Origin of the sequence: Pseudomonas helleri (genome assembly GCF_045830615.1) — a bacterium.
In the GTDB taxonomy this organism is placed as follows: Bacteria; Pseudomonadota; Gammaproteobacteria; order Pseudomonadales; family Pseudomonadaceae; genus Aquipseudomonas; species Aquipseudomonas helleri.
In genome coordinates this window covers 5,023,804-5,042,425 of record NZ_CP174501.1, presented here as the reverse complement: position 1 = coordinate 5,042,425, position 18,622 = coordinate 5,023,804, and the positions used below count along the sequence as shown (strand labels likewise).

Below are 18,622 nucleotides of genomic sequence, written 5' to 3'. Positions count from 1 at the left end.
GCCACCTGGATGGAATGATGAACGTTCTGCGCCTTCCTTTAATTGCGTTGCTGGCCGGTGTGCTTGGCCTGGCGGGGTGCAGCGTGCACCAGCCAGCGTCCTTGTACCAACTGGACAGCGGCAACCCCGGCCAGCCCAAGCAAAGCGCTGGCATGGCCGTACTTCTTGGCCCGGTGACCGTGGCTGATTACCTGCAACGTGAAACCCTGTTGCAGCGCCAAACCGATGGCAGCCTGAGCGCGGCGACCGATGGTCGTTGGGCGGGCAGTTTGTCGTCTGACATTGACCAGTTGCTGGTGCGCCAGTTGGCCTGGCGTCTGGACAGCCAGCGCGTGGTACTGGCCCCGGCCACTGCGGGGTTTGCTCCGGACGTGCAAGTGCTGCTGTCGATCACCCGGTTGGACTCGGGTAAAAACCAGCCAGCGATCCTTGATGCCCAATGGCGTTTGCTCGACCGTCGCGGTCAGGTGCGTGACAGCCGCATGGTGCACCTTGAGCAGAAGCATGATGGCAGCACGGCCGATCAGGTCCGCGCCCAAGGTGAGTTGTTGCAGCAACTGAGCGAACAACTGACCGTGGCGCTCAAGCCATTGGCCAACCAGCCGCCCTTGATCGAACCGCACAAGCCCGAGCCCAAGCCTGCGCCCAAGCAGGAAGTGAACAGGCCCAAGATCCCGACCGCCTCACCGATTCGCACCGATATGGAAGTGTTCCGCTTCTGAGGTGATGGCCAGAAACAAAAAATCCCGCACGTGTGCGGGATTTTTTTTGTAGTCGCTGACGAGGTACGAGGCTGCGATGCGGGCCGAAGGACCGCTGCCCGGGGTCGCTTCGCAACCCATCGCAGCCTCATCCTTCGGCAGCGACTACAGGGTTCGCAGTCAGGCCCTACCCGCGGTTCTCGTGCATCCGCGCCAGTTGGCGTTCGAGCATGGACGGGTAGGGTTCCATCAAGCGCTCAACACAGCAGGCGCCTTCGGGGCTGGCAATCGGGCGGATGCGCGCGCGTTGACGGATCAGTGCGTCGTCGCTGATCTTGCGCTCTACCAGCAGCAGGTTGCGGCTGTGTTGCGACAAGGCCAGGGCGTCCTGGGCGGTTTCGGTTAGCAGCAGGTCGATCTGGCTCATTCCGCTCAGACCTTCGCCCAACACCAGGCCCAATTGCAGTTGCAAGGTGATGCCGCTGTCTGCGACTTCGATCTGCAAGGCATGGCCCAGCGCACGCAGTAGTTCACCGCAGCAAATGGCGTTGGTCAGGTAGTCTTCGCCGCTGTCGTCGCTGTGGAACAGCATCAGCGTGCTGCCATCGTTCAGCGTGTGCAGCTCGCTCTGGTACAACGACGCCGCTTGGTTGAGACAGTCGCGATAACGCTCCAGCAGTTCCATCAAGCGGGCGCGTGGCAGGCGACGCAGTTGCTCCTGGGCGCCCAGTTGTACGGCCAGTACAGCACTCGGTTGCGGGGCGGCAGGCTTGGCCGGTTGGGCCTTGACCACCGGCGCTGGCGCCTCGGACGCCGTGTCGCGCAGGTCGGCAAACGGGTCTTCGTCGTCGTTTTCGTCTTCTTCGGCACTGATGACCTGGCGCGGCGCAGCTTTTGGCGCCGGTGCAGGCGGGGTTTCATCAAAGCCCGGATCACGCAGGTTACGCACTTCGAACGCCGGCTCGTCTTCTTCGGTTTCTTCGTCGTCGTATTCCGGTTCAGGCTCGGGTTCCGGCTCCGGCGCTGGTGGGGCCAAGCGGGTGTGCAACTGGCGGGCGAGGTCGCCGATTTCATCCTGGCGGTTGATGGCCGGGGTGTAAGGGTCCGGCTCACGCAGCCAGACACGCAGTTGCAACAAAGGTGTCGTAATGTTCCTGCCCAAACGCAAGCTCAAGGCCAAGGCCAGCGCCAGCAAAATGGCACTCAGGATGCCCATGCTCTGCAAGCTGATGGTCATCGGCTGTTCGAACTGGTTCATGTCCAGGCTGATGCGCAAATGCCCGGCGGTTACATCCTGAAAGGTGATCTTGGTTTGATACACGCCTTCGGTTTCGCCCAGCAGGCCGCTTTTCGGGCGTTGCCCGGCTTCGGCGAGGATGCGGTTATCGACGCTATAAATAGCGGCGTGGGCCACCAGCGGGTTTTTCGTCAGGTTATTGAGCAGCACGTTGAGGCTGAGGATGTCGTTGGACACCAGCAACTCGGTGGCCGACGTGGCTGTTTGTGTGGTCAGGCTCTGACCCAGCGCATCGGCTTGCTCGTGCATGGCCTGTTTGAACTGCAAACCCATGACGACTGCATAAATGACCAACGCCAACGCGACCAGAATCACGTTGTGGCTGGCAATACGCAGAGCTATCGGAACGCGTCTATCGCGAAGGGCCCGGAAGATCAGCAGGAAGAAGTTATCGGTTTTGACAGGCGATGGCCGGTTCACTGAGCGCGGCTCTTAGTCCGTTAAGTTGGTGCGCAGTATAGCGAGCAGCCCTGAGGCGGCAAAGCCTTGGCGATGCCCGATGGTCACTGAAAGTGGGTAGAATGCGTTTTTTTTAGCGAATGGGGGTGTGCCTTGCGCGAAATCGTCCTGATAAACATCACCGGTGAAGACCGTCCGGGTCTCACTGCGGCCATTACCGGCGTGTTGGCCAGCAATGGGGTGAATATTCTCGACATCGGTCAGGCCGTCATCCATGGCGTTTTGTCGTTGGGTTTTCTGGTGAATATTCCCGAAGCCGAGCAAGTCTCCGCGGTGCTTAAAGACCTCCAGCCCTTGATTGCCAATGAGGGCCTGCAACTGCGTTTTGACCCGATCACTGAAGATCACTACCAGCGCTGGGTCAGCGAGCAAAGCCAAAAACGCCATGTGGTTACACTGATGAGCCGCCAAGTAACGGCCCATGAGTTACAACGTGTGACGTCGGTGATCAGCCAGCACGGGCTGAACATTGAACAGACCGATCGTTTGTCGGGCCGTGTCCCGCTGGACGCCCCCACCGAACTGAGCAAAAGCTGCATCGAACTGCGCGTGGTCGGCGAGCTGGCTGACATCGACGCCTTGCGCGCCGCCTTCTTTAACCTGGCGCAAGAACTCCAGGTTGATATCGCTTTGCAGGAAGACACCCTGTTCCGTCGCAATCGCCGCCTGGCGGTATTCGACATGGACTCCACGCTGATCGAAGCCGAAGTGATCGACGAGTTGGCCAAGGCCGCAGGCGTGGGCGACAAAGTGTCGGCCATCACCGAGCGTTCCATGGCCGGTGAGCTGGACTTCAAGGCCAGCTTTAAAGAGCGCTTGGCGCTGCTGCAAGGGCTGGACGTGAGCGTGCTGGACTCGATCGGCGCGTCGCTGCGACTAACCGAAGGGGCTGAGGTGCTGTTTGCCGAGCTCAAGCGTCTGGGCTACAAAACCGCCATTTTGTCGGGCGGCTTTACCTACTTCGCCAAGCAATTGCAGGCCAAGCTGGGCATCGACTATGTGTTCGCCAACGAGCTGGAAGTGGTGGATGGCAAAGTGACTGGCGTGGCAGTCGAGCCGATTGTGGACGCACAGCGCAAAGCCGATTTGCTGACAGAGCTGGCGCGCAAGGAAGGCTTGAGCCTGGAACAGACCATTGCGGTCGGTGACGGCGCCAATGACTTGCCGATGCTGGCTATTGCCGGGTTGGGTGTGGCGTTCCGCGCCAAGCCGCTGGTTAAAAAATCGGCTAAATACGCGATCACGACCCTGGGTCTGGATGGTGTGCTGTACCTGCTGGGCCAGCGTGACCGTAACGGCCAGGGCTAACGCCTTGACGCATCCCCTGTAGGAGCGAGCTCGTCTCGCGATCTTTTGAGGGTTTAAAAGATCGCGAGGCAAGCTCGCTCCTACAGAGGTAAAGGTGTTATTCGCCGATCTTCTCGCCCATCATCACCGGCGTACCGGCCGCCAGGGTTTCAGCCCACTTCACTTGCTCCGGGCCAAACAACACGATGGCCGTCGAGCCCAGTTTGAAACGACCCAGCTCTGCACCTTTTTCCAGGTGGATCGGCGCACGGGCCGCTTCGTCGTAACGGAAGGTTTTCAGCTCGCGTTTAGGCGGCGTCACCAGACCGGCAAATACCGTTTCAATCGAGGCCACGATCATGGCGCCCACCAATACCACCGCCATCGGGCCGCGTTCGGTATCAAAAATGCACACCGCACGTTCGTTGCGGGCAAACAGCTCCGGCACGTTTTCAGCAGTGGTCTGGTTCACCGAGAACAGACGGCCCGGCACGTAAATCATCTCGCGCAGAGTGCCCGCCAGTGGCATGTGCACGCGGTGGTAGTCTTTTGGCGACAGATAAATAGTGGCGAATTCACCGCCCATAAACTGTGCTGCCACAGCAGCATCGCCGCCCACCAGTTCTTGCACGCTGTAGCTGTGGCCTTTGGCCTGGAACACGCGACCGTGTTCAATCGGGCCGAGCTGGCTGATTGCGCCGTCTGCCGGGCTGAGGATGGCGCCGGGCGTTGGGTCCAGCGGGCGGGCGCCGTCTTTCAGGGCACGGGTGAAGAAGGCGTTGAAGTGCTCGTAGGCGGTGACGTCTTCAATCAACGCCTGGGACATGTCCACTTGGTAGCGCTTGGCGAACCAGGTGGTGAACGCATTTTTAAACCAGCGCACACGGCATTCGGCAATACAGCCCGCCAGGCGCGACAACAGATGGTGCGGCAACAGGTACTGACTCAGAAGGAACAAACGCTTTTTCATGCAAAATCCTTAGTGTTTTACAGGCGGCTCGACGGGCGTGTCAGGGTGGTTGCCCCATTCGCCCCAAGAACCGGCATAGGCTTTGACGCGCGGATAACCGAGCGCTTTGGCGACCAGATAAGTAAAGCCAGAGCGGTGGTGGGTCTGGCAGTGGGTAATCACTTCTTTGTCCGGCGTGATCCCGAGGTCCTTGAGAATCTCGGGCATGTCGGTGCGGATACGCAGGCTGCGTTCTTTGTCCATGCCTGCGGTCCATTCAAAATTCGCGGCGCCCGGGATGTGCCCGCCCTTGGCTGCCAGCACTTTCTCACCACGGTATTCGGCGGCGCTGCGGGCGTCCCAAATGGCCAGGTCTGCAGCGCCCAGGCGGCTTTGCAGGTACTCGCGGGTGGCAGTGGGTTCGTCGTGCAAGGTCAAGGCAACCGGGCCGCCGACCGCTGGCGGTACGTCTTGGGCAACGTCGTAGCCTTCAGCAATCCAGGCGTGGATGCCACCGTCCAGATAGTGATAAGCCCGGTGCCCGATAACATCCAGTAACCAAATAAAACGCCCGGCCCAGCCGCCGCCTTCGTCGTCATAGACCACGTACACCGCGTCTGGGGCGTGCCCCAGTTCTCCAAACAGCGCTTCGAGCGCGGCCTGGGTCGGCAGCAGGCCCGGTGCCGGTGGCAAACCCAGTTGCGTGCGTTTGGGCTCGACAAAGCGGGCGCCCGGGATATGCCCGGCTTCGTAGCGTGCAGCGCTGCTCAGATCGACCACGATCACATGGGGCGCATCGAGCCGGGCTTTGAGGTCGCGGGGTTCAATGACTAACGGCAAGCCAGAGAAGTCAGGCATGTGTTCTCCAGAGCAAAAAAGGGGTGAATTGTAGCGCAAGCGTTAGCGCCCGCGAGCAGTAAAGGTGTGCAGCGCTTTCTCGATACATTGCGCGGTTTTACCAAACGCTTGCACGCTGGTTTCCGAAAACGGCCCGCCGTCCTGGTCGGCCAGTATCAGCATGACCACGCGCCCGTTATTGCTGAGCGAGCGTAACAGCAGATGCTCGCCGGGGAACAGACTGCGCAGGTTAGCGGGCATGGCTGCCGAAATCACCGCGTTGTTTTCGGGCGTGAGGCGCACTTGCGCCGGTTGCGCCATCAAGCGTTGCAGGGCAGGGCTGTCGTTGACATTCAAGGTCATGTCGAACGCAGTTTTGGGCAGCCCGAGCACTTGAAACGCGCGCAACAGGCTCGAGGTTTTATCGGCCATCAGCAGGATGATCCGGCGCATGCCGCACGCTTGCAGGGCTTCACGCGCGCACAAGGTCAGGTGCATCGGGTTGGCGAAGGCCGTCGGTTCTTCCAGCAGTTGCCCGCAGTATTTGCGCCAGGCCTGCAAGGCTTGCGCGGACGGTGGCGGGGCCGGTTGCCCGTGGGTGTTTACGCGGCGCGCCTCCCACGGCATGAGCAAGGCCAGCGCCGGGTGCCAGAGGTCCGGGGTTGAGTGATAGCGGGCGCTGCTCGCGGCGTTCTGGTGCACTTGCTGCTGCACTTCATGCAGCGGCAGTTGCAAGTACAGGCTGGTCAGGTACTGCCAGCGCAGGTTGTGTGGCGAGTCCCAGCCCTGTTGCGCGGACAGCGCCAAACCGTTGGCCAGCAACAGGCTGTTGGCGGGATGGCTCAGCCAGCGGCGCAGGGCCGGGTCGGCATCCAGTTGTTGCTGCTGGTGCAGCGGGCGATGGGTGTCGCGGGCAATATGCAGCACGCGGATCAACGTGCGTTTATCGTCGGTGATCACCGCGTAGCCCTGCATGATCCATTCGGGCAGCCGCCACAGTTGGGCCAATGCCCGGCAGATCTCGAACAGGCGCACGCCGAACAGTGCCCGTTCAACCTTGTCGGCACATTCGCCTTTTTGAATCACCCGCGCTTCCCATTCTTCCAGCTGTTTGGGGTGCGTCATCGCCATGGCCCACAACGGCGAGAAGAACAGCAAACTGCCCCAGTACACTTCTTGCCACAATCTGGCCAGGCGGTTGCCGAACAGACCGATCCCTTGCTGGGCCGCGTGCTGGCTGATGAGCAGCACTTGGCGCAGGGCAACGGGGATGTCTTCGGCTGGCAGCACCGGCATGCTTTCGAGCAACTCTTGTGTGCGTTTTAGCCCCAGCCGATTGAGCGCCACTTCAAGGCTTTCGGCGGGCTCGGTCAGGCTGCTTTGCGCATGTTGATTGGCTTCGCGGATCAGGCTCAGCGCCAGCGCCGGGCTGTCTTGCATGACTTCGGCGATCTCGCGCAATGAGCGCCGACTGTCGCTGAGGGTCTTGCCGACTAACACATGGCTGCGCTGCGGGATCGGCAAACGCACCGCGTCGAGGTGGCTGACCCACGCGTCCAGAGAAGCAGGTATGACTGTCGATGGAACGGTTTCATTCGCCATGATGGTCGCGCGGTCATCATCTATTGTTTAAAGGCCCTATAGGGCCAAATGGCTTTTCGGCTTGAACGACTATAGTCTGGCGCAGATTAGCCGATAAGGATAAGAAGAGTTTTAGCGACGCTGGAATATGACCTTGAACCGGACTCAAAAAGTACCTTAATGACCTATGGCTAAAATTATCGGCATCATCGTCGTGTTTGCGAGCGTGCTCGGCGGCTACGTACTCTCTCACGGCAAGATCGGAGCGCTGATTCAGCCTTTCGAAGTCATGATCATCGGCGGGGCTGCCTTTGGTGCATTCCTGCAGGCCAACCCCGGCTACATGACCATGCACGTGATCAAAAAATCACTCAGCATGTTCGGCACACGCTTTACCCACACCTTCTATTTGGAAGTGCTGGGCCTGGTGTACGAGATCCTCAATAAAAGCCGCCGCGAAGGCATGATGGCCATTGAGGCTGATGTTGAAGACCCTGCGGCCAGCCCGATTTTTGCCAAGTACCCGACCGTATTGAAAGACGAGCGCATGACCGCGTTTATCTGCGATTACCTGCGCATCATGTCGTCGGGCAACATGGCGCCCCACGAGCTGGAAGGGCTGTTCGACATGGAACTGTTCAACCTTAAGGAAGAGCTCGAGCACCCGTCCCACGCCATCACCGGCATCGCCGACGGGATGCCGGGCTTCGGCATTGTGGCCGCAGTACTTGGCATTGTTGTGACAATGGCATCGTTGGGTGAGGGCGATCAGGCGGCCATCGGCATGCACGTGGGTGCGGCGTTGGTGGGGACGTTCTTCGGTATCCTCGCGGCCTATGGCTTCTTTGGCCCGCTGGCGACGTCGCTGGCCCATGACGCCAAAGAAGAGATCAATGTTTACGAGTCGATCAAAGCCTCGCTGGTGGCCTCGGCCTCGGGCATGCCGCCTTCGCTGGCCGTCGAATTTGGCCGCAAAGTGCTGTACCCCAAGCACCGGCCGAGCTTTTCCGAGCTGGAACAAGTGGTTCGCGGTCGCTGAGTTATGGAAAACAATCAGCCGATTATCATCAAGCGCGTCAAGCGCTATGGCGCAGGCCACCACGGCGGCGCCTGGAAGATCGCCTTTGCGGACTTTGCCACCGCGATGATGGCGTTCTTTCTGGTGCTGTGGCTCATGACCGCCGCCACGCCAGAGCAGAAAATCGCCATTGGTGGCTACTTTAAAGACCCGATCGGTTTCTCTGAAAGCGGCACGCCGTACACCATCGACCTGGGCGGCACCCCCGCACTGGCGCCGGAAAACACTCTCAACCCGGAAGAGAAAAAGGAGCCGGTGCCGGACAAGATCAAAATCGATGCAGACCAGATCCAGGGCATGGCCGAGCAGGTTGAGAAGGAGCGCCTTGAGTTGCTGCTTCAGGAGTTGCAAAACAAGGTCGAAGAAAACCCGCAACTGAAGAAATTCAAAGACCAGCTGTTGTTCGAAATCACCCCGGACGGCTTGCGTATCCAGGTGATGGACGCTGAAAACCGCCCGATGTTTGACGTGGGCAGTGCGCGTCTCAAGTCGTATTTCGAAGACATTTTGCTGGCCATGGCCGACACCATCGCGGCGGTGCCGAACAAGATCAGCATCAGCGGTCACACCGACGCCATGCCCTATGCGGGCACGGGCGATTACGGCAACTGGGAGTTGTCTGCCAACCGCGCTAACGCGGCGCGGCGCACACTGGTGGCGGGAAGCTACCCCGACAGTCAGGTGGCGCGGGTGGTGGGGTACGCCTCGTCAGTGCTGTTCGACAAGGCCCACCCGAACAACCCGGTCAACCGCCGGATCGACATCGTGGTGCTGACCAAAAAGGCCCAACAAGCGATTGAGGGTGAACAAGGGCCGGACCCAGTCAAGGCTGAGCAGTTGCCCAAAGCCCTGGATGACCCGATCACCTTACCGCCCGACCAGCAGCCAAAGCCGATGCATGAAGAGCGCCAGAAGCTGAACTTGTTTGATGACAAGCCCCCGGCAAACCCCTAAACCTGTGTAGGAGCGAGCTTGCCTCGCGATCTTTTAAACGATCGTGAGACAAGCCCGGCCTCAGTAACTGCTTTCCGGCAAGCTCGCAATAATCGAGCGATAGCTGTTCATGCGCTGTTGCTGCACACGGCCGTCTTCCAGGGCCATCAACAACGCGCAGCCCGGCTCGCGGTCGTGCTTGCAGTCGCGGAAGCGGCAGCGGCCGATCAAGTCGTGGAACTCGATAAAGCCCGCCTCGACATCGGCACGGCTGACGTGGCCCAGGCCAAATTCACGAATACCCGGTGAGTCGATCAACTGACCGCCGCCCGGGAAGTGGAACAACCGCGCGGTGGTGGTGGTGTGCGTGCCCTGACCGGACAGCTCCGACAGCGGCCCGACCCGCAGGTTGACCTCCGGCAGCAAGCTGTTGACCAGCGAAGATTTACCCACGCCCGATTGCCCCACAAACACGCTGATACGGCCGTTGAGTTGCTCTTGCAACTGCTGCATGCCGTCACCGTGGTGCGCAGACACTTCCAGCACCGGGTAGCCCAACTGGCGATAAACCCCCAGCAGTGCGTTCAGAGCGGGTGCGTTTTGATCGTCGATCAAATCTGCCTTGTTCAGCAGCAGGAACGGGCGGATCCCGGCGTGCTCGGCGGCTACCAAGTAACGGTCGATCAGGTTGGCGTGAGGCTCGGGCATTGGCGCGAAGACGATCACGATCATGTCGACGTTGGCCGCGACCGGCTTGAGCTGGCCACGGTTGTCGGGGCGGCACAATTCGGTTTTGCGCGGCAACTGGGCAACGATCACGCCGATGCCCTGATTGCCTGCGCGCCACACCACGGTGTCACCGGTGACCAATGCGGGCAGGTTGGCGCGCAAGTGGCAACGGAACGTCTGGCCTTTCAGCTCGCCTTCTTGAGCCTCGACCTCGACCTGCACACCGAAGTGCGCGATCACCAGGCCGAGTTGCTCGGGGCCTAAGTCGCCGCCCTCAAGCGCTTCAAGGGCGCTGGATTCGCGTTTGGCGGCGCGGGCAGCGCGCTCGCCCTGGATCTTTTCGATGCGCCAGTTTTGGCGACGATTGAGCTGGCGTTTGGCCATGGGTGTTCCGTGTTGATAACGATAAGAAGGGTAAAACGCTGGCGAGTTTAGCACGTGGGCCAGGCGCCTAAGCTAAACTGCGCGACTAAGCACTGGAGGCCTTTATGAACAACGCGCAGAACCTGATCTGGATCGACCTGGAAATGACCGGCCTTGATCCGGACAACGACGTCATTATCGAAATGGCCACCATCGTCACCGACAGCAACCTCAACACCTTGGCTGAAGGCCCGGTGATTGCCATCCACCACAGCGACGAAGTGCTCGCCCGCATGGACGAATGGAACACCCGCACCCACGGCGCCAGCGGCCTGACCCAGCGGGTCAAGGACAGCACCGTGAGCATGGCCGAAGCCGAAGCGCAGACCCTGGCCTTCCTTGAACAGTGGGTGCCTAAAGGCAAATCGCCGATCTGCGGCAACAGCATCTGCCAGGACCGACGTTTTCTGTACACCCACATGAAGGCCCTCGAAAGCTACTTCCATTACCGCAACCTGGACGTCTCGACCCTCAAGGAACTGGTCGCCCGTTGGGCGCCGGAAGTGCGCGATACCCTGGTGAAAAAAGGCACGCACCTGGCGCTGGACGACATCCGCGAGTCGATTGCCGAGCTGCAGCATTACCGCAAGCACTTCATCAAGTTCTAAAGACGCCTGTTTGCTTTAAAGATCAAAAGATCGCGAGGCAAGCTCGCTCCTGCAGGGGGTGTGTTTTTTGCCCCCTTTTGGTGCTCTCAGCAACTGAGTAGACTGCGCGCCTCATTGCAAGGATCGCCGCCATGTTGCTGATGCTCTATTTAGTCGCCATTACTGCTGAAGCCATGACCGGCGCGCTGTCTGCCGGGCGTCGGGGCATGGACTGGTTTGGTGTGGTGCTGATTGCCTGCGTCACCGCGCTGGGCGGTGGTTCGGTCCGTGATGTGCTGTTGGGGCATTACCCGCTGACGTGGGTCAAACACCCGGAATACCTGGTGCTCACCACCTTTGCCGCGTTGGTGACGATTTTTATCGCACCGCTGATGCGCCATTTGCGTTCACTGTTTTTAGTGCTCGATGCGCTGGGGCTGGTGGCGTTTACCCTGATCGGCTGCATGACCGCCCTGGAAATGGGCCAGGGCATGCTGGTGGCGTCGGTGAGCGGGGTGATTACCGGCGTGTTTGGCGGCATTCTGCGTGACATCTTCTGCAACGACATCCCGTTGATCTTCCGTCGCGAACTCTACGCCAGCGTGTCCTTCGCGGCCGCGTGGTGCTTTTTGCTGTGCATCTACCTGAACATGCCCAACGAACAGGCGATCTTCGTCACCTTGTTCGGCGGGCTCTTGCTGCGCTTGTTGGCGATTCGCTTTAACTGGGAAATGCCCAAGTTCGTGTACAACGACGAGCATTAATCGGGTGGGAAAACGCCCCCTCACCCTAGCCCTCTCCCGGAGGGAGAGGGGACTGATTGGGGGATGCTGAAGGACTGCGCCGAACCTGAGAGCACCTCGGTAAAGCTCCCTCTCCCTCCGGGAGAGGGTTGGGGTGAGGGCCAGCGATTTACACAGAAACCCGCTCAGCATGCTGCTTTAGCGCCCATTCCACATGCTCTTGCACCAGCTGCGACGGGTACTCACGCCGCGCTTTCAGCGCTTCCAGCACCGGAATGGTCGATGGCGCGTTGCCCAGCCCCACCGCCAAGTTGCGCAGCCAGCGCTCGTAACCGGCCCGGCGCAGGGGCGAACCTTCGGTGCTGCTCAAAAATTTGTCTTCGTCCCACATGAACAATTCGGCCAGTTCGGCGTTGTCCAGGTTGTGCCGGGGCTTGAAGTCGCCCTCAAGGGTGCTGCGGGCGAAGCGGTTCCAGGGGCAGACGATCTGGCAGTCGTCGCAGCCAAACACCCGGTTGCCCATCATTGAGCGCAGTTCTTCCGGGATCGCGGTTTTAAGCTCGATGGTCAGGTACGAAATGCACCGCCGCGCATCCAGCACATACGGCCCCACAAACGCCTTGGTCGGGCAAATGTCCAGGCATGCGCTGCAGCGCCCGCAGTGCTCGGTGGTGTGGGGTTCGTCCTCGGGCAGCGGTATGTCGACAAACAGTTCACTTAAAAAGAAGTAACTGCCCGCCTTGCGGTTGAGCACCAGGGTGTTTTTGCCGATCCAGCCCAGCCCGGCTTTTTGCGCGATGGCTTTTTCCAGCACCGGGGCGCTGTCAACGAAGGCGCGAAAGCCGAACGGGCCTATTTCGGCCTGAATGCGATCGGCCAACTGTTGCACGCGTTTGCGGATCAGCTTGTGGTAGTCGCGGCCCAGGGCGTAGCGCGACACGTAGGCTTTTTCGGGTTGGGCCAGCAATTGCGCCATGTGCGTGTCGCCGGGCAGGTAGTCCATGCGCAACGACACCACGCGCAAGGTGCCGGGCACCAGCTCTTCGGGGTGCGAACGTTTGCTGCCGTGGGCGCCCATGTATTCCATGTCGCCGTGGTAGCCAGCGGCCAGCCAGCGTTCAAGGTGTTGCTCGTGTTCCCCCAGATCAAGGCCGGCAATGGCGACTTGTTGAAAGCCCAACTCACGGCCCCATTCCTTGATGGACTGGGCGAGAGCGGGGAGGTCGGCAGTAATAGCAGGCATGAGGCAAGAGAAACCAGAGCTGAGATGCGTATAATTCTGCCAGACATCGGAGCCCGACACGCATGCCGCAGACCAAACACCTCTTTGCTGACCCCCAACCGCTGCTGGCAGACACCCTGCCACGGCTGCCTGCACGTGCGCCCGACGCCCACAAAGGCCAGTTCGGCCATGTGCTGCTGATTGGCGGTGACCGGGGTTTTGGCGGCTCCATTACCCTCAGCGCCCAGAGCGCCTTGCGCTGTGGTGCCGGGCTGGTGTCACTGGCCACCCGCCCGGAGCATGTGCCCGCGGCCTTGACCCGCTTGCCCGAGGTGATGACCCTCGGCGTGTCGTCGGCCAACCAGTTAATGGGCGTGTTGGCGCAAGCCCGCGTGGTTGTGGTGGGGCCGGGGTTGGGGCAGGCCGCGTGGGGGCGCAGCTTGCTGTCGGCGGCGGCTCAGGCAAAAAAGCCACAAGTCTGGGATGCCGATGCGCTCAATCTGTTGTCCAACGCTGACTGTGCGCTGCCAGCAGGCTGCGTGCTCACCCCGCACCCCGGCGAAGCCGCGCGTTTGCTGGGCTTGAGCACCGAGCAGGTGCAGGCGGATCGCCCGGCGGCGGCCCGTGCGCTGGTTAAAAAATACTCAGCAGTGTGCGTCCTTAAGGGGGCGGGCACGTTGATTGCCGGGCTGGAAGGTCAATTGGCGCTGTGCACGCATGGGCATCCGGCCATGGCCACGGCGGGTTTGGGCGACGTGTTGGCCGGTGTGGTCGGTGCGTTGCTGGCGCAGGGCATGAGCGCCTTTGATGCCGCGTGCCTCGCGGTGTGGCTGCATGCCCGTGCCGGTGAACAACAAGGACAAATGGGCCGTGGGCTGGCGGCCAGTGATTTGATACCAGCCATTCGTCAGTTGTTGGAGGAGCAAACACCGTGTCTGAATTAACACTGCATCTGGCGGATGAAGAGGCCATGGTCGCCTTTGGCGAGCAGTTGGCCCGCATCACCCAGGGGCATGGGCTGATTTTTCTGGAAGGGGACTTGGGGGCGGGTAAAACCACCCTGTCACGCGGCATTATTCGCGGCCTGGGCCACACCGGCGCGGTTAAAAGCCCGACGTTTACCCTGGTTGAACCCTACGAAATTGGCGACATCCGCGCTTTTCACTTCGACCTGTATCGCCTGGTTGACCCGGAAGAGCTGGAATATATGGGGATTCGCGACTATTTCGACGAAGACGCCCTATGCTTGATTGAGTGGCCCCAACAAGGTGCAGGCTTTTTGCCAAAGCCTGACCTGACCATTACCATTAGGCCGCATAACACCGGGCGGGCGCTGACGCTGTCGCCCCAAGGCTCGCGTGGCGAGGCTTGGTGTGCCGCAGTGGCGCTGGAACACAAATAATGATGGGGTTTGGTATGCGCTTTCGCGCGTTAGTGAGTGTCGTGGGTCTGTTGCTGAGTGTCATGGCGGTTAATGCCATAGCAGCGACACAAGTGAAAAGCGTGCGTTTGTGGCGTGCCCCGGACAACACGCGGCTGGTGTTTGACCTGACCGGTCCGGTGCAGCACAGCGTGTTTACGCTGACGGCGCCAGACCGTCTGGTGATTGATATCAACGGTGCCACCCTGGCCGGACCGTTGAATGTGGCCACGGCCAATACGCCGATCACCAGCATGCGCTCGGCGCAGCGCACGCCGACCGACCTGCGGGTGGTCATCGACCTGAAAAAACCGGTCACCCCCAAAAGCTTTGTGCTGGCCCCTAACGCCCAGTACGGCAACCGCCTGGTGGTCGATTTGTTCGATCAGGGCGCAGACCTGACCCCAAGCCTGCCCGCGACGACAGTGGCCAAGGTGCCTGTGGTGCCGGTACCGGTCCCTGTTCCGGTCACGCCTGCCCAGCCTGATATCAAGCTGCCGCCGGTGCCGAGCGGCAAGCGCGAAATTGTTGTGGTGATCGACCCCGGCCACGGCGGTGAAGACCCGGGTGCTTCCGGTTCTGCGGGCCAACACGAAAAGAACGTGGTGCTGGCGATTGCCAAAGAGTTGCAGCGCCAGATCAACGGCATGCGCGGCTTCCGGGCTGAGCTGACCCGTACCGGCGACTATTTCATCCCGTTGCGTGGCCGTACCGAAATCGCCCGTAAAAAGGGTGCCGACCTGTTTGTATCGATTCACGCTGACGCTGCGCCGTCCAAGGCGGCGTTTGGTGCATCGGTGTTTGCCTTGTCTGAACGCGGCGCCACGTCCGAGACGGCGCGCTGGCTGGCTGACAGCGAAAACCGTTCTGACTTGATCGGCGGCGCGGGCAACGTGAGCCTCGACGACAAAGACAAAATGCTCGCAGGCGTACTGCTCGACCTGTCGATGACCGCCTCGCTGACCTCCAGCCTTAACGTCGGCCAGAAGGTTCTGAGCAACATCGGCCGGGTCACGCCGTTGCACAAGCAGCGCGTGGAGCAAGCCGGGTTTATGGTGCTCAAGTCGCCGGATATCCCGTCGATCCTCGTGGAAACCGGGTTTATCTCGAACGCCAACGAAGCCTCGAAACTGTCCTCGACCAGCCATCAGCAAGCGCTGGCGCGTTCGATCAGCAGTGGCGTGCGCCAGTTCTTCCAGCAAAACCCGCCGCCGGGCACGTACATCGCCTGGCTGCGTGATACCGGCAAAATCGCCCAAGGGGCCCGTGAACACACGGTTCGCCCAGGCGAAACCCTGGCGATGATTGCGGTGCGTTACCAAGTGGGCGTGGCGACGCTGCGCTCCACCAACGGCTTGAAAAGCGATGAACTGAAAATCGGTCAAAACTTGAGCATTCCGGCCACCGAGCTGGTGACCAAGCAATGAGTGATGAGGTGATGAACAGCGCCCGCATTGAACTGCTTAGCCCGCGGCTGGCTAACCAGATTGCGGCGGGTGAAGTGGTTGAACGCCCGGCCTCGGTGATTAAAGAGTTGCTGGAAAACAGCCTCGACTCGGGTGCCAAGCGCATAGATGTTGACGTCGAGCAGGCCGGGATTAAGCTGCTGCGGGTGCGTGACGACGGCAGCGGTATTTCCAGTGACGACTTGCCGCTGGCGCTGGCGCGACACGCCACCAGCAAGATCCGCGACCTTGAAGACCTTGAGCGGGTGATGAGCCTGGGCTTTCGGGGCGAGGCGCTGGCATCGATCAGTTCGGTGGCCCGCCTGACCCTGACCTCGCGCACCCGTGGCGCCGAGCAGGCGTGGCAGGTCGAAACCGAAGGCCGCGACATGGCTCCGCGGGTTCAGCCAGCGGCGCACCCGGTGGGCACGTCGGTTGAAGTGCGCGACCTGTTTTTCAACACCCCGGCGCGGCGTAAATTCCTCAAGACCGAAAAAACCGAATTCGATCACCTGCAAGAAGTGATCAAACGTCTGGCTTTGGCGCGTTTTGATGTGGCGTTCAACTTGCGCCACAACGGCAAAAGCATCCTCAATCTGCACGAAGCCCGCGATGCCACGGCCCGCGCCCGGCGGGTGGCGGCGGTGTGTGGCCCGGCGTTCCTGGAGCAGGCGCTGCCCATCGAGGTCGAGCGTAACGGCCTGCATTTGTGGGGCTGGGTGGGCTTGCCGACGTTTTCTCGCAGCCAGGCCGACTTGCAGTACTTCTATGTGAATGGCCGTGCGGTGCGCGACAAGCTGGTGGCGCACGCGGTGCGTCAGGCGTACCGCGATGTGCTGTTCAATGGTCGGCACCCGACCTTTGTGCTGTTTTTTGAAGTCGACCCGTCGGTGGTCGACGTCAACGTGCACCCGACCAAACACGAAGTGCGTTTCCGTGACGGGCGCATGGTGCACGACTTTTTGTACGGCACGCTGCACCGCGCGCTGGGCGACGTACGCCCCGAAGACCAACTGGCCGCGCCTGCGCCGGTGCCGGGGGCTGAACGCCCGACCGGGATCGACGCCGGTGAGTTCGGCCCGCAAGGCGAGATGCGCCTGGCCGCGCACCTGCTGGAGCAGCCTCAGGCGGCACCGGCCGCGCATGTGCCGAGCTCCGGCGCGGGGGCGGGTTATCAGTCTTACTACCGGCCGCCGACTTCCGGGCCGTCCATGGCGACCGCCGAAGCCAAAAATGCCTACCGCGAGTTTTTCGCGCCATTGCCCGAGGCCACGGCGGCGCCGATGCCCGAGGGGCAGGGTGATATTCCGCCATTGGGCTTTGCCCTGGCGCAGCTCAAGGGTATCTATATCCTCGCGGAAAACGCCCACGGCCTGGTGCTGGTGGACATGCACGCGGCCCACGAGCGGATCATGTACGAGCGCCTCAAAATCGCCATGGCCAGCGAAGGCCTGAGCGGTCAGCCGCTGCTGGTGCCTGAGTCCATTGCAGTGAGCCAGCGTGAAGCCGATTGCGCCGAAGAGCACGGCGAGTGGTTCCGCCGCCTGGGCTTCGAGTTGCAGCGCTTGGGCCCGGAGACTCTGGCCATTCGCCAGATCCCGGCCTTGCTCAAGCAGGCCGAGGCGCAGCGCCTGGTGCATGACGTGCTGGCCGACTTGATGGAATACGGCACCAGTGACCGGATCCAGGCGCACCTCAACGAATTGCTCGGCACCATGGCGTGCCACGGCGCGATCCGCGCCAATCGGCGCTTGGCCATCCCGGAAATGAACGGCTTGTTGCGTGACATGGAAAACACCGAGCGCAGCGGTCAGTGCAATCATGGTCGTCCCACCTGGACCCAAATGGGCCTGGACGACTTGGACAAACTCTTTTTGCGCGGTCGCTGATGACAGGTTCCAAAGCTTTACCCCCGGCCATCTTTTTGATGGGCCCCACCGCCGCAGGCAAAACGGATCTGGCGATCGAGCTGAGCAAGGTGCTGCCCTGTGAGCTGGTCAGCGTGGATTCGGCGCTGGTGTATCGCGGCATGGACATCGGCACGGCCAAGCCGTCCAAAGAGATTCTGGCGGCGCACCCGCACCGGTTGATCGACATCATTGACCCGGCCGAGAGCTATTCGGCGGCTGATTTTCGCCGCGATGCGTTGCAATCCATGGCCGAGATCACCGCACGGGGCAATATCCCGCTGCTGGTGGGCGGCACAATGTTGTATTACAAAGCGTTGCTTGAAGGCCTGGCCGACATGCCGGCCGCCGACCCGCAGGTGCGTGCACAACTTGAAGAAGAAGCCCAACGCCTTGGCTGGCAGGCGCTGCATGATCAGTTGGCAGCGGTCGACCCGGAGTCGGCGGCGCGCATTCACCCCAATGACCCGCAGCGTCTGACCCGGGCGTTAGAGGTGTATCGGGTGAGCGGCCTGAGCATGACGGCCCACCGGCACAAACAATCTGAAGAATCTACCAAAGCAGCAGCTTCTGGCGGCGGCCAATTGCCCTATACTGTCGCCCAACTGGCCATCGCTCCGGCGAACCGGCAGGTGCTGCATGAAAGAATCGCGCAAAGATTCATGCAAATGCTGGAACAGGGATTCATCGACGAGGTCTTAGCCCTGCGAGATAGAAGTGACCTGCACGCCGGGTTGCCGTCTATACGTGCAGTGGGCTACCGCCAAGTCTGGGATTATCTGGACGGCAAGCTGACAGCGACCGAGATGCAGGAGCGCGGCATCATTGCTACGCGCCAATTGGCCAAACGTCAGTTCACCTGGTTGCGCGGTTGGGATGATCTACATTGGCTGGACAGCCTGGACTGCGACAATCTGCCGCGCGCCTTGAAATACTTGGGATCGGTCTCCATATTGAGCTGAGTCCCGGAAATTGCCGTCTATCCTATGGGTATGGCGACATCGCCATCTAATTTTTGTATCTA

17 protein-coding genes are annotated in these 18,622 nt (G+C 61.0%); 11 read left to right on the top strand and 6 right to left on the bottom strand.

Annotation, left to right across the window (positions count from 1 at the left end; all coding sequences use genetic code 11):
• Positions 1–17: 17 nt before the first annotated feature.
• The gene (locus ACJJU9_RS22705) at positions 18–722 is read left to right on the top strand and encodes a membrane integrity-associated transporter subunit PqiC (protein WP_174479310.1); all 705 of its coding nucleotides are present in this window, start codon (positions 18–20) and stop codon (positions 720–722) included.
• A gap of 166 nt (positions 723–888) precedes the next feature.
• Here ACJJU9_RS22705 and ACJJU9_RS22700 read toward each other — a convergent pair whose 3' ends face one another.
• A complete protein-coding gene (locus tag ACJJU9_RS22700) occupies positions 889–2,418 on the bottom strand; it encodes an AhpA/YtjB family protein (RefSeq protein ID WP_407729579.1) in 1,530 nt (509 codons plus the stop codon).
• Between the two features lie 132 nt (positions 2,419–2,550).
• On the opposite strand from ACJJU9_RS22700, the gene serB reads away from it, so the two are divergent.
• Positions 2,551–3,765, top strand: a complete 1,215-nt coding sequence (serB, locus tag ACJJU9_RS22695) for a phosphoserine phosphatase SerB (protein ID WP_048385250.1) — start codon at positions 2,551–2,553, stop codon at positions 3,763–3,765.
• A gap of 97 nt (positions 3,766–3,862) precedes the next feature.
• On the opposite strand, the gene asd is transcribed toward serB, so the two are convergent.
• Genes asd through ACJJU9_RS22680 form a run of 3 tightly spaced genes read right to left on the bottom strand, consistent with a single transcriptional unit; the run spans position 3,863 to position 7,132 of the window.
• A complete protein-coding gene (asd, locus tag ACJJU9_RS22690; RefSeq protein WP_048385252.1) occupies positions 3,863–4,714 on the bottom strand; it encodes an archaetidylserine decarboxylase in 852 nt (283 codons plus the stop codon).
• 9 nt (positions 4,715–4,723) lie between these two features.
• Positions 4,724–5,551 (bottom strand): rhodanese-like domain-containing protein, encoded by an 828-nt coding sequence (locus tag ACJJU9_RS22685; RefSeq protein ID WP_407729578.1) that lies wholly within the window; start codon positions 5,549–5,551, stop codon positions 4,724–4,726.
• 42 nt (positions 5,552–5,593) lie between these two features.
• Positions 5,594–7,132, bottom strand: a complete 1,539-nt coding sequence (locus ACJJU9_RS22680; RefSeq protein WP_407729577.1) for an HDOD domain-containing protein — start codon at positions 7,130–7,132, stop codon at positions 5,594–5,596.
• A 166-nt stretch (positions 7,133–7,298) separates the two neighbouring features.
• Between ACJJU9_RS22680 and motA the strand changes: the two genes are divergently transcribed.
• Together motA and motB are read left to right on the top strand one after the other, a co-directional pair.
• Complete coding sequence (gene motA, locus ACJJU9_RS22675) at positions 7,299–8,150, top strand: flagellar motor stator protein MotA (protein WP_048366610.1); 852 nt, start codon at positions 7,299–7,301, stop codon at positions 8,148–8,150.
• Between the two features lie 3 nt (positions 8,151–8,153).
• Positions 8,154–9,143, top strand: a complete 990-nt coding sequence (gene motB, locus ACJJU9_RS22670) for a flagellar motor protein MotB (protein WP_407729576.1) — start codon at positions 8,154–8,156, stop codon at positions 9,141–9,143.
• Between the two features lie 60 nt (positions 9,144–9,203).
• Here the strand turns inward: motB and rsgA are convergent, their stop codons facing one another.
• Entirely contained in the window at positions 9,204–10,235 is a 1,032-nt protein-coding gene (gene rsgA / locus ACJJU9_RS22665; protein WP_123751152.1) for a small ribosomal subunit biogenesis GTPase RsgA, read from the bottom strand.
• Positions 10,236–10,339: 104 nt separating this feature from the next.
• Here rsgA and orn point away from each other — a divergent pair, with 104 nt between their 5' ends.
• On the top strand, positions 10,340–10,882 hold the full coding sequence (orn, locus tag ACJJU9_RS22660) for an oligoribonuclease (RefSeq protein ID WP_048385261.1): 543 nt from the start codon (positions 10,340–10,342) through the stop codon (positions 10,880–10,882).
• A gap of 131 nt (positions 10,883–11,013) precedes the next feature.
• Positions 11,014–11,625, top strand: a complete 612-nt coding sequence (locus tag ACJJU9_RS22655; RefSeq protein ID WP_407729575.1) for a trimeric intracellular cation channel family protein — start codon at positions 11,014–11,016, stop codon at positions 11,623–11,625.
• Positions 11,626–11,773: 148 nt separating this feature from the next.
• Here the strand turns inward: ACJJU9_RS22655 and queG are convergent, their stop codons facing one another.
• On the bottom strand, positions 11,774–12,847 hold the full coding sequence (gene queG, locus ACJJU9_RS22650) for a tRNA epoxyqueuosine(34) reductase QueG (protein ID WP_048385263.1): 1,074 nt from the start codon (positions 12,845–12,847) through the stop codon (positions 11,774–11,776).
• A gap of 62 nt (positions 12,848–12,909) precedes the next feature.
• Between queG and ACJJU9_RS22645 the strand changes: the two genes are divergently transcribed.
• From ACJJU9_RS22645 to miaA, 5 genes are read left to right on the top strand one after another with little or no spacing between them, the layout of a single operon-like run.
• Positions 12,910–13,770: an NAD(P)H-hydrate dehydratase gene (locus ACJJU9_RS22645; protein ID WP_407729574.1), complete on the top strand. Its 861-nt coding sequence runs from the start codon at positions 12,910–12,912 to the stop codon at positions 13,768–13,770.
• Positions 13,758–14,228, top strand: a complete 471-nt coding sequence (gene tsaE, locus ACJJU9_RS22640; RefSeq protein WP_407729573.1) for a tRNA (adenosine(37)-N6)-threonylcarbamoyltransferase complex ATPase subunit type 1 TsaE — start codon at positions 13,758–13,760, stop codon at positions 14,226–14,228. The genes ACJJU9_RS22645 and tsaE overlap by 13 nt, the downstream gene beginning before the upstream one ends.
• 2 nt (positions 14,229–14,230) lie before the next feature.
• Positions 14,231–15,673 (top strand): N-acetylmuramoyl-L-alanine amidase, encoded by a 1,443-nt coding sequence (locus ACJJU9_RS22635; RefSeq protein ID WP_206540839.1) that lies wholly within the window; start codon positions 14,231–14,233, stop codon positions 15,671–15,673.
• The gene (gene mutL / locus ACJJU9_RS22630; RefSeq protein ID WP_407729572.1) at positions 15,670–17,580 is read left to right on the top strand and encodes a DNA mismatch repair endonuclease MutL; all 1,911 of its coding nucleotides are present in this window, start codon (positions 15,670–15,672) and stop codon (positions 17,578–17,580) included. Before ACJJU9_RS22635 ends, mutL begins: the two co-directional genes overlap by 4 nt.
• On the top strand, positions 17,580–18,560 hold the full coding sequence (gene miaA, locus ACJJU9_RS22625) for a tRNA (adenosine(37)-N6)-dimethylallyltransferase MiaA (RefSeq protein WP_048366601.1): 981 nt from the start codon (positions 17,580–17,582) through the stop codon (positions 18,558–18,560). The genes mutL and miaA overlap by 1 nt, the downstream gene beginning before the upstream one ends.
• The last annotated feature ends 62 nt before the right edge of the window (positions 18,561–18,622 follow it).

Bases quoted from the DNA above. Each gene is read 5' to 3' on its own strand.
- ACJJU9_RS22705 (WP_174479310.1), top strand. From the start codon at position 18: ATGAACGTTCTGCGCCTTCCTTTAATTGCGTTGCTGGCCGGTGTGCTT.
- asd (WP_048385252.1), bottom strand. From the start codon at position 4,714: ATGAAAAAGCGTTTGTTCCTTCTGAGTCAGTACCTGTTGCCGCACCAT.
- ACJJU9_RS22685 (WP_407729578.1), bottom strand. From the start codon at position 5,551: ATGCCTGACTTCTCTGGCTTGCCGTTAGTCATTGAACCCCGCGACCTC.
- ACJJU9_RS22680 (WP_407729577.1), bottom strand. From the start codon at position 7,132: ATGGCGAATGAAACCGTTCCATCGACAGTCATACCTGCTTCTCTGGAC.
- motA (WP_048366610.1), top strand. From the start codon at position 7,299: ATGGCTAAAATTATCGGCATCATCGTCGTGTTTGCGAGCGTGCTCGGC.
- motB (WP_407729576.1), top strand. From the start codon at position 8,154: ATGGAAAACAATCAGCCGATTATCATCAAGCGCGTCAAGCGCTATGGC.
- rsgA (WP_123751152.1), bottom strand. From the start codon at position 10,235: ATGGCCAAACGCCAGCTCAATCGTCGCCAAAACTGGCGCATCGAAAAG.
- orn (WP_048385261.1), top strand. From the start codon at position 10,340: ATGAACAACGCGCAGAACCTGATCTGGATCGACCTGGAAATGACCGGC.
- ACJJU9_RS22655 (WP_407729575.1), top strand. From the start codon at position 11,014: ATGTTGCTGATGCTCTATTTAGTCGCCATTACTGCTGAAGCCATGACC.
- queG (WP_048385263.1), bottom strand. From the start codon at position 12,847: ATGCCTGCTATTACTGCCGACCTCCCCGCTCTCGCCCAGTCCATCAAG.
- ACJJU9_RS22645 (WP_407729574.1), top strand. From the start codon at position 12,910: ATGCCGCAGACCAAACACCTCTTTGCTGACCCCCAACCGCTGCTGGCA.
- ACJJU9_RS22635 (WP_206540839.1), top strand. From the start codon at position 14,231: ATGGGGTTTGGTATGCGCTTTCGCGCGTTAGTGAGTGTCGTGGGTCTG.
- mutL (WP_407729572.1), top strand. From the start codon at position 15,670: ATGAGTGATGAGGTGATGAACAGCGCCCGCATTGAACTGCTTAGCCCG.
- miaA (WP_048366601.1), top strand. From the start codon at position 17,580: ATGACAGGTTCCAAAGCTTTACCCCCGGCCATCTTTTTGATGGGCCCC.